General features: G+C 52.3%; 9 protein-coding genes. 1 reads left to right on the plus strand and 8 read right to left on the minus strand.

The window, feature by feature from the left end:
- The first annotated feature begins 48 nt into the window (after positions 1 to 48).
- Positions 49 to 1617 carry a hypothetical protein gene (locus NATSA_RS13125; RefSeq protein ID WP_246481830.1) on the plus strand — a complete coding sequence of 523 codons (1569 nt, stop codon included), beginning with the start codon at positions 49 to 51 and terminating at the stop codon, positions 1615 to 1617.
- Here NATSA_RS13125 and NATSA_RS13130 read toward each other — a convergent pair.
- From NATSA_RS13130 to NATSA_RS13165, 8 genes are all read right to left on the minus strand, one after another.
- Positions 1612 to 2472 carry a purine-nucleoside phosphorylase gene (locus NATSA_RS13130; protein ID WP_210513064.1) on the minus strand — a complete coding sequence of 287 codons (861 nt, stop codon included), beginning with the start codon at positions 2470 to 2472 and terminating at the stop codon, positions 1612 to 1614. The two genes, NATSA_RS13125 and NATSA_RS13130, sit on opposite strands and share 6 nt — an antisense overlap.
- Positions 2408 to 3211 carry an MBL fold metallo-hydrolase gene (locus NATSA_RS13135; protein WP_210513065.1) on the minus strand — a complete coding sequence of 268 codons (804 nt, stop codon included), beginning with the start codon at positions 3209 to 3211 and terminating at the stop codon, positions 2408 to 2410. Before NATSA_RS13135 ends, NATSA_RS13130 begins: the two co-directional genes overlap by 65 nt.
- 2 nt (positions 3212 to 3213) lie before the next feature.
- On the minus strand, positions 3214 to 4152 hold the full coding sequence (locus NATSA_RS13140) for a PhoH family protein (RefSeq protein ID WP_210513138.1): 939 nt from the start codon (positions 4150 to 4152) through the stop codon (positions 3214 to 3216).
- A gap of 71 nt (positions 4153 to 4223) precedes the next feature.
- Entirely contained in the window at positions 4224 to 4925 is a 702-nt protein-coding gene (gene rpe / locus NATSA_RS13145; protein ID WP_246481831.1) for a ribulose-phosphate 3-epimerase, read from the minus strand.
- Between the two features lie 33 nt (positions 4926 to 4958).
- The gene (locus NATSA_RS13150) at positions 4959 to 5873 is read right to left on the minus strand and encodes a PASTA domain-containing protein (RefSeq protein WP_210513066.1); all 915 of its coding nucleotides are present in this window, start codon (positions 5871 to 5873) and stop codon (positions 4959 to 4961) included.
- A gap of 24 nt (positions 5874 to 5897) precedes the next feature.
- Positions 5898 to 6944, minus strand: a complete 1047-nt coding sequence (locus NATSA_RS13155) for a DUF5683 domain-containing protein (protein ID WP_210513067.1) — start codon at positions 6942 to 6944, stop codon at positions 5898 to 5900.
- A gap of 46 nt (positions 6945 to 6990) precedes the next feature.
- The gene (locus NATSA_RS13160; RefSeq protein WP_210513068.1) at positions 6991 to 10707 is read right to left on the minus strand and encodes a PD40 domain-containing protein; all 3717 of its coding nucleotides are present in this window, start codon (positions 10705 to 10707) and stop codon (positions 6991 to 6993) included.
- Positions 10704 to 13904: a T9SS-dependent M6-like inactivated metalloprotease gene (locus NATSA_RS13165; RefSeq protein ID WP_210513069.1), complete on the minus strand. Its 3201-nt coding sequence runs from the start codon at positions 13902 to 13904 to the stop codon at positions 10704 to 10706. The genes NATSA_RS13160 and NATSA_RS13165 overlap by 4 nt, the downstream gene beginning before the upstream one ends.
- Positions 13905 to 13910 lie beyond the last annotated feature (6 nt).

Raw genomic sequence — 13910 nt, forward strand, 5'->3', positions numbered from 1 at the left:
AAGATTGCGGCAACAGAGCAGTCATTAAAAATCGAAAAAGTTTTTCAGATGAAGAATATTAACAGTTTCCGAAAGAACGTCCGCATTGCCGGTCCGCACGACAGTTCGGCTCATTCAGACGGTAAAGCCCGGGCAGATACCGGGAAAAGCCGGGTAAAGATCGCCTCCAGACCGATTTCGGAGGGGGATTATGTGCTGTACTGGATGCAGATCAACCGCAGGCTTCAGTATAACTTTGCACTGGAGTATGCCGTTGCCTACGCCAACAAAACCGGCAAGCCGCTTGTGATTCTGGAAGGGCTGGCCTGCAACTATCCATGGGCATCGCAGCGCACAACAGCCTTCATCCTGGAAGGTATGGCCGAGCATGCCGCGGAACTTCCTGATGTGCAGTCGCTCACCTATATTCCTTTTCCGGAAAAAGAGCCCGGCAGCTACATGCGTCTGGTGAAGGACTTATGCCGCAATGCCGCTATTCTGATATCTGACGAATATCCGGTCTTTATTATGAGAGAACGAAACCAGCAGCTGCAGGAGGAGCTGGATATCCCGTTTCATACCATCGATGCCAACGGTATTATTCCCATGGCACTCTCCGAAAAAGCGCCCTATTCTGCCTTTGTTTTCCGGCGGATGATGCAGAAAAACTTTCTTGCCTGCTGGGAACAGCCACCGAATGCACATCCACTCAAAGGGCTGGCGGATCATGGCAGTCCGGGTTTGCCACAGGAAATTTGCAGCAAACAGGCAGCCGGATTTGAGCGTTTGAAGTCCGCAGAGAGAATCGCCTCATTTACTGCCGGATTGAAAGACCTGGATCAGGATATCGGGCCTGTTTCCATGACGGGAACGCGAAAGGCAGGGCTTGAGCGGCTTGATGATTTTGTCGGAAATGATCTTTTGCGTTATGATGATGACCGGAATGATCCGGATAAAGAGCGGACCAGCAGGCTGAGTCCGTGGCTGCACTTCGGAAAGATTTCGTCTTTTGAGGTGGTAAGCAAAGTGTTTGAAATGCAGCCGGATGGATGGGATGTGTCGGGTGTCCGGCCGGTTAACGGAAAAAGATCCGGTTTTTTCGGAGGGCACAGCGCTGCGGAATCCTTCCTGGATGAAGTCATCACCTGGCGGGAAACCGGGTTTCATTTTGCCTGGCATACGCCGGGTTATGACCAGTTTGACTCCCTTCCAAACTGGGCGCGTGAGACATTGTCGGATCATGCCGATGACCACAGGGATTATGTGTACTCGTACGAAGAGCTTGCCGCATCGAAAACCCACGATCCCATCTGGAATGCCGCTCAGACCCAGCTGAGGGTGGAAGGCCGGATTCACAACTATATGAGGATGCTCTGGGGTAAAAAAGTACTGGAGTGGACACCGGATCCGCAAACGGCACTGGCTTACCTCATTGATTTGAATAACTACTATGCCATTGACGGAAGAGATCCGAACAGTTATTCCGGGATTTTCTGGATATTCGGCCGATTTGACAGAGCCTGGGGGCCGGAGCGTCCGATATTCGGAAAAATTCGGTACATGAGCAGCGAGAGTGCACGCAAAAAAATCAAACTCGACAATTATTTGAAAAGGTACTCCGGAACATCAATATTATGACATGCTCCCGTAGATGGGGCTGTTTTCATCGGACATGATTCTGGAGATCAGTGCGATGATGTCTTTTTCCCTCAGGGTTGCCGCCTCTTTTATCTCGCCATGATCCAGTTTTTCCTTGCTGACACCGGTGGCCTGATTGGTGATAAGTGAAATCCCGAGGCAGGTCATGTCAAGCCGGAGTGCTTCATTCAATTCCGCGGCCGTAGACATTCCCACTGCGTCGGCGCCCATGATGCGGAATGAGCGGATTTCCGCTTTGGTTTCATAACTTGGTCCCTTTGCATACAGATAAGTGCCGCGCGTTACTGCAATGCCCTCTTCGGCGGCCATGTGAGTAATCCGGCTCACCATTCTGTCGGCGGCGTAGCGTTTGTTGATCGGGCTGTTATGGGGACTGACAGATATCAGCGGATACAGCAGATCATCAATAAGCATCAGATCACCGACCTGAAAGCGGGTGTTGATTCCACCGGCGGCATTGGTTACCAGAAGGGAGTTGCAGCCCAGCGCTTTGGTGACCCGGACGGGAAGGATGGTCCGTTCAAAAGGATGGCCCTCGTAGAAATGAAATCGCCCGGACCAGGCCAGTATCGATTTTTTGCCCAGCTGACCAAAATGCAGCGCACCGTCATGTCCGGCAACACTGGTTTCGGGGAAACCGGGGATTTCAGAATAGGGTACCACCACACTGTTTTTCAAAAAACCGGTCAGGGCACCAAGGCCGGAACCGAGTATGATGGCACAGTCCGGTTTGCCGATACCCTTTTCCTGAAGCAATGCAACAGTTGTGTCAGGAAGCGTTGCCGAGACGTCCTGATGTGATGTGCTGTATGTCGTATCCTTTTTTGCTGTCATACCCTGTTAATCTCAAAATGGCTCCGTTTCCACCGTGATACGTCAGAATAAAGTACTCTTCTTGCAGTGCCATTTGCAAATACTTATTTCTCATTTCCTGACTTTTCGCTCCGTCGAAGTCAAATTTGGCTGAAAACTTCCGGTTGACGGCTTCCGGACGTCCGAGAACATCTCCGAGCATCATGGCTTTGCCTTCCGGGCCGTCATAAAAAATACCCTGATGATAGCGGGTATGACCGCCGATGGTTTTCATTTCAATCTGATCTGTTCCGGGAGATTCCTCGTCAGCAAACCGGAGCTCTGCATGTGTTTCCAGAAACAGCGCCCACCGGGAAGTGGCATCGTGCCCTTTTTCCTCTGCATTTGCCACAAAACGTCTCCAGTCTTCACCGGAAAGCCAGATTTCAGCATTTGGAAAGGTCAGCGCAAATGCTCCGAACTGCTCATGAAGCAGTCCGCCGATATGATCCATATGCAGATGGCTGAGAAAAACCTGCTGAATATCATCCGGGGCAAGTCCGTGCTCTTCCAGGTTCCGGTTCAGCAGTTCGTAATGATCGAGGGGGCCGAACGGACCCGGCCCGGCATCAATAAGAGCCGTAAGGTTATCATTGTGAATGAGAAAAGGATTGAGAGCCAGTTTCAGGGCACCACGTTCAGGCTGGTCGCCCGGATCTATGGGCACAAATTTCTCGTCCCTGCCGACAGAGAAGGTGCCCTCATGAAGAGATGCAATCATGTTTACTTTTTATCTTCGTAACGTTCGTAAGCCTCGATGATATCACGGATCAGTTTATGACGGACAACATCATTCTGATCAAGGTAGACAAATGAAATGCCTTTGATTTTTTCGAGGATATGCTGAATGGTCATCAGCCCGGAGTGCTGGTTTTTGGGGAGGTCGGTCTGGGTCAGGTCGCCGGTGATGATGGCTTTGCTGTTAACGCCAAGACGGGTCAGGAACATTTTCATCTGCATTTGCGTGGCGTTCTGGGCTTCATCCAGTATCACAAATGCATTATTGAGGGTGCGGCCGCGCATGTAGGCGAGCGGTGCTATTTCAATGATGTTCTTGTTTATATTCATTTCCAGCTTGTCGAAATCAAGCATCTCCTCAAGGGAATCGTAAAGCGGTCTGAGGTAGGGGTCAATTTTGTCCTTAAGGTTGCCGGGCAGGAAACCCAGGCTTTCACCAGCTTCAACTGCGGGCCGTACAAGAATGATCTTTTTTACCTGGCGTTCTTTCAGTGCGCGAACGGCCAGCGCCACCGATGTGTAGGTCTTGCCGGTTCCGGCAGGGCCAATGGCAAACACGATGTCATTTTCGTTGGATGCCTTGACGATGACTTTCTGATTTGCGGTGCGGGCCGATATGGGTGTGCCCGTGGTGGTATAGAGCAGTGTTTCATCGGGCGAAATGGTGACCTGGCGAAGCATCCGGTCACTCTTCTGCAGCGAGAGCAGGGTTGAAACATCATTTTCGGTTACCGCTCCGTTCCTTCTCGCAAGCCGGATGAGCTCTTTGATGATGGCTTCAATGCCTTCAAATTGTTCCGGCGGACCGGTGACTTTTATTTCGTTGCCGCGGACGGTAAGTTTGCTCTCAGTATAAGCTTCATCGATTTGTTTGAGGATTCGGTCCTGCAGTCCCAGTACCACAACCGGATCCACGCTGTCGATAAATATGGATTTTGTTTCGAATTTTTCTGTATGCGTTTCGATAGGTAAATGCAGTTGTTTTGAGTTGACGGTTATACATAATCAGAACGATAAGAAGCACCTGCAGCATTCCGTATTGCATCCACTTCAGAAGCAATATCAGAGCTTTTGAATACGCTGCTTCCTGCTACAAGAACGTCAGCACCTGCGGATGTAATATCTGATGCATTGGATCGCGACACCCCACCGTCTACTTCAATAAGAAATGACTTGTTCAGCTCCTGGCGCATGAGCCGCAGGGCCCGCAGACGGTCATAGCTGAACCGGATGAATTTCTGCCCCCCGAATCCGGGATTGACCGTCATCAAAAGCACCAGATCGGCATCCTCAAGCGCAGCGCGCAACGTACCGAGTGCCGTACCCGGATTGATGGCAACACCGGCATGACATCCGAGTTCATGAATGGACTGCAGCGTTCGGTGCAGATGCGGGCACGTTTCGACGTGAACGGTAATCAGATCAGCCCCGGCTCTGGCAAAATCGGCTATGTAGCGGTCGGGATCTTCAATCATGAGGTGAACATCCAGAAAAACATCGGTTGCAGATCTGACGGTTTCAACGACATCCGGCCCGAAGCTGATATTGGGCACGAAGTGTCCGTCCATGATATCACAGTGGATCCAGGGTGCCCCGCCGTCAACCGCCTGCCGGATATCATTTTCAAGATGGAGGAAATTTGCTGCAAGAATGGATGGAGCAACAACAGGCGGTGATGTTTCATGCATGGATTTCATTGCAGTTCTCGGTGAAGAATTAATGTTTGATCATTACTCACGGGGATCGGGAGGGAGATCATCCTGCTGATCATCTTCAAAATCATCCTCTTCTTCCGGGTCAAAATCATCTTCCTGATCGAATTCATCATCCTCTACTTCCCCCGACTCGTCAATGATGACGGGACCGGTTTCCTCTTCTTCATCCTCTCCGGCGCTTACGGAAACGACCAGGTCGATGGCGGTTCCTTCGTAAACGGAGGGCTCGTCATCCGGATGATAACGTAAAACGGTGTTTGGAGTCACCTGATCTGTTGGCTGAAAGTCAATGGTTCCAACCCTGAGTCCGGCCTCGCGAAGCTTGTTTTGTGCCTCGGTCAGATGCATGTTGGAAATATCGGGCACATCAACCATGTCGCTGCCAAGTCCGTCACCAACAACCAGATCGACAGTTGTGTTCTGGTCGACTTCCCGTCCTGACGGTACGGATTGTCTCAGGACACTGTTCCGGAATGGCGATGACTCATGCGTCACATTGCCGACCTGCAACCCGGCGTTCTGGAGCTGGATAGAGGCGTTTCTCAATGAGAGATTTTCCACATCCGGTACGGAAACCGTTGGTGTGGCCAGCGTATTAATAGTGATGTATACTTTCCGCTGCGGCTTGACGATCATTCCAGCTTTAGGTGTCTGGTCGATGACATAATCCGGCGGAAAGGCTTCGTTTGAGCGTTTTGCGGCAAGTTCGTATCGCAGACCACGTGATTCCAGCCTTTCTTTGGCCTCTTCAAGGGGCATGCGGCTGATATCAGGCACAGAAATCCCGTGGCCGTACTTGGTATAGGCCGGCATGATAACTCTGTCCATCGCAATAAGGGTAACCCCGCCGAACAGGATGAGTCCGGCAAGCAGATAGTAGAGTTTGCGGTCAGTAATAAAGTCGAAAAAGAATCGGAATATTTTTGTCATTACAGTAAAATTACTCGCTTTTTTTTAAAAACGGTAATTAAATCCAAATGTTGGGCGCAATCCGTATTCCATGGATGCGGTGGGCTGCATGCGGGCGCGGCGCAACTGCTGGGTGAAATAGGCATCGAATGCCGCTACAAAATGGTTGGCAATCAGCAGTTTGAGCATGTTTCTGGCCGTGTTGAGCTCGGTGTTGAAATCGTATCCGATCTGTGCGTGGTACCAGAACCTGTCGGTCATGACTTCGTCATCAATGTCATAGGGACCGGCGTTGTCCCAGTCCCGCCAGCCGGGACCGTACTGAAAATACTTGCTGATCAGCTCATAATATTGCTGGGACCCGTAATCGGGGAGAGTATGGGAAAACGCATTGTTGTTTTCGTACAACGTTTTGCGTTCCGCGTCACGAAGTGTTTCGATATCGACCATGGGCCAGTCGTGATCGATGTTGTAAATGGGCCAGTTGTCCGGCTGGGACCCGAATTCATCCTTGTACTGCTCGTATTTTTCCACACCATGTTCGGTCAGCAGATCGGAAAACTCAAAATCAAAGTCGGCGGCATAGCGGCCGTGTTCGTCGGTTAAGTAGTGGGCATATTTGACCACACTCCAGTGATCGTGCGCGTAGTCCTGGTAATACCGCTCGCCGTCTCTGCCGCTGTTTTCATAATGCAGGTAGACGCCGATGGCCGTGGCCTCAACGGCAGCAAAGATGGCCGTTTTCCACCACTGACGATTGGCAGCCTGGCCGAGTCCGGGCAGTACAGCCGAAGCGAGAAACGCATAACCCGGGCGCGTGCTGATGGACTGCATGAATCCGGAATTCCATCCATTATCGTGACTCATATCATCACTGGTTATGTAGCGCGGACCCGGCAGCACCGGCGAGGGACGAAGGTCTGCCCGGCTTACAGAAGGCTGCTGATCATGTTCTAATGCCGCAAATTGTTCCGGTGTTCCGTCAAGCCCGGATAAATCATTATTTTCACTCAGAAATGCTCCGCTCTGTGCCTGCAGCACCAGAGGTGAGAGGGATATCAGAAGTATTGCGGCTGTCAGTGACTTGAACATTGCAATAAAACGTTTGGCTGGTTGTAGAAGTTATAGCATGTACTGATTAAAACTCAAAATCGAACAGAAGACCAAAGTTGATCAAAAGCCGCTGTCCGTAATCAACCGTTCCGGTAGGTGTTTCTGTAATAAACGCTTCCGGAAGCTGTAGTTCGTATGAATTAAATCCATACGCACCGCTGATGTAGAAACTTGACGGGAAGAAGTAGTAAGAGTTCATGCCGACACGAAGTTCGGCACCGACTCCGGTCTTGATATCGCTGCCGATATTCAGCGGACCGCCCCACGCATTACCCGCTTCAGCAAACAGACGAAGGAACACCTTGTCGAGGGTTAACCGCCCCTGCTGTCTGTAAATGCCGGTTTTCAGCGGAACGAACCAGGATAAGGTGGAAAAGGCTGTCGTGTTGCCGCCGAGTGCAAAATAGGGATAACTGCGCATACCTATCATACCGCCGATATAATCGAGATAGAAGTACTCATCCGGACCGCCGAAATAGGTGAAAAATCGTGAGCGCAGATTGAAACGCTGGTCTTGCCAGTCAAAGCCAACCCTCAGGTCAGCCTCGACCGAGTGGTTGTCATATTCATTATAAATCGGGATCAGGGTGCCGTCCCGTATGTCGTAGGAATCAAGCAGTTCGCTGGGAGAGTAGCTGTACCGAAACAGACCGCGCCATCCGGTCGGAGCGATATCCCCGTGCCGGTCGGGCAATGAGAGGTCGAAAATCCATGCGGCTGTCCAGGTTGAACCGATATAGTATCTTGCCGTTGATCCGGAAACTTCTTCGCGGAACTCCCGCGAGACAAACGATTCCGTCTCAACGCGGTAGGGACTGTAGTAGTAGCCCAGCTCCACAATGCTCCACTGGTTGATTTTGCTGATGAGGTTCACCTCCGCCTGCCACATGTTGTAGGCAATGTCGGTTGATGTGGTATCCGGAAGGCAGGATGTGCAGGGAAATTCTTCGATCTGAAGGCCGTCACGAACATTTCTTCTGATGTTGAAGAAGGAAACGGATACCGTTGGTGACCAGTGGCGTTCGATAAAAGGAATGCCCCTGTATTCCGCCTCGAGAAACAGGTCACGGTCGAGATTAACAAGACGGGAGGGCTGGAAAAAGTTGCTGATACCGTCACTGGAACGGGATCCGGGGCCGAACAGTGCCCCGCCGAAAATGCTGAAGTTTTCACGCATCTCCCGCGAAGCGAAATAGGTTCCCACCTTGAAATCACGCCAGAGATTGCTTCCGAGATCGGCGAACTGTGCGTCTCCGAGCAGCCGTGAGTTTCTCCCCTCAAGACGGGAATAGTTGTCGAAACGAATTACCGGATAGAACTGAAATGTGGTAAACTGCTCGTCGTAGCTGTAAAAGCTCCGGTCGGATGAAGAACCGCGGGTGGACAGATCAAAATGATAGGTACCCGTATCGGCTACGGCACTTGCCGTTTCCGGCAGAGGATCAATATCGGTATCATCAAAGTCATTCAGAAATGAAAGTCCGCCTGAACCGGCAGAGGGTGTCTGCGGGCGGACATCTTCTGAATGTTCAGGTGCAACATCCATGCCGTTTCGGGCCGGTTCTGCGCCGGTGCGGGAGTCTGAAACCCTGGTTGCTTCATCAGAAACATACCTTCCTGAGTAATCGTCATCCGGGAAATCCGATACGGTGGCTTTTGACAGATCCAGCACAGCGATTTTGTATCCCTCAGCATCGTATTCCGAGTAGGCTAGCTTGTCTTTTTCGGGATGCGGGTGCGGCATGAAAGCGCCGCCGACGACATTGGTCAGCTGCTGTTTCTGTCCGTTTTCAAGTGACTTCCGGTAAATATTAAATACACCGTCAGGATCGGCACTGTAATACAGCCATCGTCCGTCGCTGCTCACAACCGGATTGCGGTAATCGGTTTTTGCATCTGTCAGCACGGGCTCTATAGCGGATACGCTTCCGGCCATGTCATCCGGAATGGTCAATTTGTAGATACCCCGCTGGGCTTTGTCGGAATAGGAAATGTAAATCGTATTGCCGTCAGGGTGCCATGCCGGCCGGTAGAGCTGCTCGCCGTGGCGGTATTCGGTGAGGCGTATAAGGGAATCAGCTTCGATGTCGTAGAGGTGAAGATTGACGGAGCCATCCTCGATCTTGCCGGTGGCAATGAACTTGCCGTCCGGACTCCAAACCGGATCCTGAAGCCGCCGGCTCTGCGTGAGCTGGCGCGATTCGCCTTCTTCCGAATCAAAAATGTAGATGTCGCGGTAGCGTTCGCCGTATTTGTTCAGCCGCGCACGGCTGTATGCAATTTGTTTCCCGTCAGGCGAATAGCTGAAAGATGTCTCCAGCCGTCGCAAGGATGTTGCCTGCAGGTGACATTCACTGCTGTGTCCATCGTGTCCGGTCAGATGCGCCCGGTCTGATAAGTTGCGCATCGCCCGGCTTCCGGCCGGTCCGGAACCTCTCCTGCTTTGCTGCCGGATAAAGGAGCCGCTTTGATCCATAACATGCTCTCCATGGCCATGGTGGCTGTGGGAAAACGAGGACTCAGGATTTTCAAACAGCTCCGCCTCGAAACCATCCCATTCATCTTCTTCTTCAGAATCCAGCTTCTTAAAGAAGAGACTGGCAATGGCGCCGTCGTTGAATTTGTTGGACAGGTAGGCAATACCGTTGCCATCGGGGTGGAAGGTGGGATAAAAATTGAAAAAGCCGTCCGGTTCGATTATTTCCCGGTGTTCCGGGTCGGTATCCCTGTTTTCGGCAAAATGCTCATACTGCACTCTGCGCTCTTCAATCCAATCCTCAAAAACCTGGCGGCCATCCGTTCCGGTAGCGTTTTTTATCGCCTTGCGAACATCATAGACACCACTTTGACTAAATTCTCTGGTAATATCGGCAATAGACTCTTCACCGAAACGATCAGCCAGGTAGCGGGTGAAATCGAACCCCTGATTGTAGACAAGCTCCCGCTCAAGTGATGTCTTTGAATCAAATGTCCCCATTTTTTCAAGGCTGAGATAGCTTCCGTCAAGAATGCGGGTGCGCAGAAGCATGTCCCGGTGAGAATCCCAGTCATCATAATAAATTTCTTCCCGCATATACTGAGCGGTGCCTTCTGCCAGCCATGCCGGCATGCTGATACCGGAGAGCGGGTAAGTGATGATTCCGCTTGGAAAACCGTACAGGACATCGGGCCTGCGCACATCTTCGTACGAAAGCCACTGGACATATGTGGCAGGATGGCGCCTGCTCTGTTTCATGGATGCCTGCAGCTGTACAATATGTGTGAATTCGTGCGTGATGACATTCCGCAGCCAGTTGTGTGTTCCGCGAAGGGGGGTGTCGAGTGATGGAAGCCAGATTTCGATCTTGTTGTCATAAAAGAAGGCCGCACCGTTGGAATAGTCCAGCCGGTCGATGATCAGTATGCTGACTTTGTGCTCAGGTTCATGGCCATAAAGCTCTGTAATCGGTTCGTACACTTCTTCAGCAATCCGGGATGCCACCTGGGCAGGTCGGCTGCTGCCTTCCTGAAAATGAACCAGGAAATGGTCGCTCTCGATGGTGTACCAGTCGAGATGGTTCTGAGGATAGTCGTAGAATGCAGGGTTGCGCTGAGCTTCGGCCCGGAATGCGGAAAGGGTGATCAAGGCAGCGGCGAACAGCACAAAAAGGGCACGGGCGGACAACAACGCCCCCGGCCTGAAGGCTGTCCCGGTACATATCCTTTTCAGCGGTATGACATCAGTGTTTGTTGCGAATTTCAATGCGTTACCACAATTTTTATCATTTTCGTTTCCGACTCTCCGCCGCTTCTTGCGCGGACACGGGCAAAGTAGACACCGTTACCCCAGGAGGAGGTGTTTAGTCTGATCTCTTCGGGACTTCTGCCACGTGAATCCGTTTGTGTCTGATAAACCGTCGACCCGCTCTGGTTGATCACCGTAATATCGACAGAGGCGGGTTCGGATGTTTCAAAACGGATGTGGGTGTGATCATCAGCCGGATTCGGCCAGTTGTAAGTTTCTTTCTCATTGAGGATACCGAATGCATCCCGCTCTGATCGTTCCCTATCCATGTTGCGACCGGCTTTGTTGCCGGCCTGCATGCCATAAACACGCCCCCAGGCAATTTCGCCGGCTTCAGGAAGATCCCATACCCGCACTTCGCCGGATGGTGCAACGGAAAACAGGCGATTTCCGGTAATGAGCAGCGGATGAGGCTCCAGATCGTTATCATCGGACAGGCTCCCGGCTGTCAGCGGAAATCCTTCCACCCGGTTCATCCAGCGGTCGTAGGCGTGGATGGTCATGGTCAGACTGTCAACGGCAGCTGCCACAAGCTCCTGATGGCCGTCGCCCGTAATATCCGCAAAAAGGGGCGAGCCTGTAAAACGGCTTTGTCCCGGGGCCCGGACCGGAAAGTAATCAAGCTGTCCGCCATCACGGTAATAACCGTAAATCCGGTTTGTCTCCGGGTCAGTAATAAAAAGATTCAGTGATCCGTCACCGTTGAAATCGACAAGCGAGGGCCAAGAAATTTCCGATGACTCATGAACCGTTTCAACATCCCACTCGCCGCCCGAAGACATATCCATGAGCGACAAACGGTCGTCGGTCAGAATAAAAAAGGAGGGGCCGGAGCTGCCGTCAAACCGGATATTGCCGACATATTTTCGTTTTGAGCCGCGCTTATCACCGCGCAGGTCGTAATGGAACGAACCGTCAGAAATGACGACCCTGTCATCCTCCAGTTCGGCGTAAATTCCGTCTGTCTCCCCGCTTTTTTGAACGGCTGGCCCGTCGTCTGTGAGCACGACGCCATCGGCATCGAATGTGAGCGGCGTGAGATCGGCGCGATAGCTTCCGTCATTTTCACGGCTGACAAGCCCCGGACCGAACGGGCGGCCTTCGAGCACCCATGATGAAACCCAGTCACCGTTTTCCAGTGTCCAGGAGCGGATGTCCTGGCTGCTTTCGGCCGGCTCCGGCGGCATTTGTCCGGACAGCAGTTGGTTGCCATCAATTACAGGCGATGACGGAAAAGGGTGTTCCAGAAAACGATAGTCTTCTTCACTGTCTCCGGCTGCAATGATGTAAAAGCCGGATGGTGACGGTATCATCAGTTCGTCGGGCCCGTCATCAATCATATCGGCCAGCCAGACAAGTGCTGAGGGAAACTGCGCTGATCCGGATGGGTGTCCGGCAGATTCCGGCAGCTCCGGAAACGAAGGTGAGACGGGATCGGTCAGATCTCCGGCAACGGAGCGGGCATAAAAATAGGCCTCCGGTATGTTGTCGGAGAAATCGTAGAACTCAAAATGGGATGGGCTGCCGAGGTTGCTTTCGTTGGATGGACGAGTATCCGGACCGAACCGGTTTTCGTAAACCACAATACTGTCGCCGGCGGTGGTGATGACGGTAAAGTCGTTGCCCGACCACCAGAAGTCAAAGGCGTGGCCGTTTGTGAAGCGGTCCTGCCCGGTTCCGGGGGAGCGGCCGATGTCCCTCGCACCGTCTGCCTCCACTACCTGAACCCCTCTTCTGTCGGAGTTGGCGTTGACGCGGTTATCATCCAGAGTACTGCGGATCACGGCATTATCGATATGCCAGATGAGCATGCCGCCGTTCAGAATCCGGTCGGTGTCTGCATCGGTATCATCATCGGTGCTGATATCAGGTCCGCCGGGAAGGCTCCAGTCGAAGTTGCTGACGTTCACAATCACGCCCGGTTCGAGGATCTCATCATAATCGGAGGCATCGAACGGATCAAAGCGCTCATCATCAGGTTCAACCGTTCTGGTCACATAATTTCCGTCGGGTGTCCGGATGGTCAGTTCGAGCGCTTCATTTGAAGGGTTTCGATGGCGGTTTTCCACGAGGAAGTGCTCGTCGGAAGAGATCGCGTGGCGTGCGATGCTGTTTTCTTCCCGCAGGGAAACGGCGGGAAGCCGGACGGGCTCTTCGGTATCAAGTGTGATATCAAAGGGTTCCTGCCATCCGAGATGGATCTTTTCCCATGCGGACGGCTCCGGAGGGAACAGACCGAGATAGGAGAAAATGGAGGCTCCGTCCATCAGACCGAAACGCCCGATGGCCGAGGCTCCGCTGTCGGTATTGAACAGGTCGGGCAGACCCAAGAAGCTGCCGATATTGGCGACCAGCAATCCGTTGATGGAGAGCTCAAGGACATATTCATCCCCGGCGATATCTTCTCCGGTCCGCGACTGGGTCTGCGGCAGAAGAGCGGTGTTAGTGACTTTGAGATCAGGTTCACCGATATCAAACCCGTCGAAACCGGGTTCATCAAGCAGGCGCTGAAAGGATTGCGGTCCCAGGTAAACCGAGGGGATATCCTGAGGCGTTTTGTCGAGTGTGGTACCCATGAGTTCGATATTCCTGCCGGAGCCGGCATGAAATACAATAAACATGGTTTTATCGGGGTCGTGGCCGGACAGATCGGGCACAGTACCGGGACTGACACTGGTCCAGGCATCGCGTGCCAGGTTGGCCAGCTTGAAATTTTCTTCGTCTGTCTCTCCGGTGGGAGAGTAGGCGCTCATGGGCTCATCCAGCTGAACAATCTCCGGGAGCACTTCCCAGGTAACATCCAGTTTGCCGCCGGATACCGTGTTAAAATAGTTTCGGGCAAATTCCAGGCGGGCTTCAAAATAGCCTTTGTCGTGCGGGAGCGGATCGATTACGATATCATGGCGTTCCAGAAAGTCCAGTTCGAAGGTGCCGTCCCCGGTAGTGAACCGGTTGTCGTCCTCCTGAAACTCCACCATAACGGCAACGATGTGAATGGTACCGGATGCTCGTGCTTTGGCAGCAGTTTCATCAGCAGAATAGTATGGAGCTGCAAGCAGGTAATCAGCAGGCTGGTCAGCAATGGCAGAAAGAGGAAAAAGCAGAAGCCATGACAGCAGGGTCAGGCTTCCGCTTTTCATCAGGAGACGCGACATTCGGAA

It is taken from the genome of Natronogracilivirga saccharolytica (assembly GCF_017921895.1).
Taxonomy (GTDB): domain Bacteria; phylum Bacteroidota; class Rhodothermia; order Balneolales; family Natronogracilivirgulaceae; genus Natronogracilivirga; species Natronogracilivirga saccharolytica.

What these genes read in the sequence shown, in the direction of transcription:
- NATSA_RS13125 (WP_246481830.1), top strand. Translation starts at nt 49, where the DNA reads ATGAAGAATATTAACAGTTTCCGAAAGAACGTCCGCATTGCCGGTCCG.
- NATSA_RS13130 (WP_210513064.1), bottom strand. Translation starts at nt 2,472, where the DNA reads ATGACAGCAAAAAAGGATACGACATACAGCACATCACATCAGGACGTC.
- NATSA_RS13135 (WP_210513065.1), bottom strand. Translation starts at nt 3,211, where the DNA reads ATGATTGCATCTCTTCATGAGGGCACCTTCTCTGTCGGCAGGGACGAG.
- rpe (WP_246481831.1), bottom strand. Translation starts at nt 4,925, where the DNA reads ATGAAATCCATGCATGAAACATCACCGCCTGTTGTTGCTCCATCCATT.
- NATSA_RS13165 (WP_210513069.1), bottom strand. Translation starts at nt 13,904, where the DNA reads ATGTCGCGTCTCCTGATGAAAAGCGGAAGCCTGACCCTGCTGTCATGG.
- NATSA_RS13155 (WP_210513067.1), bottom strand. Translation starts at nt 6,944, where the DNA reads ATGTTCAAGTCACTGACAGCCGCAATACTTCTGATATCCCTCTCACCT.
- NATSA_RS13150 (WP_210513066.1), bottom strand. Translation starts at nt 5,873, where the DNA reads ATGACAAAAATATTCCGATTCTTTTTCGACTTTATTACTGACCGCAAA.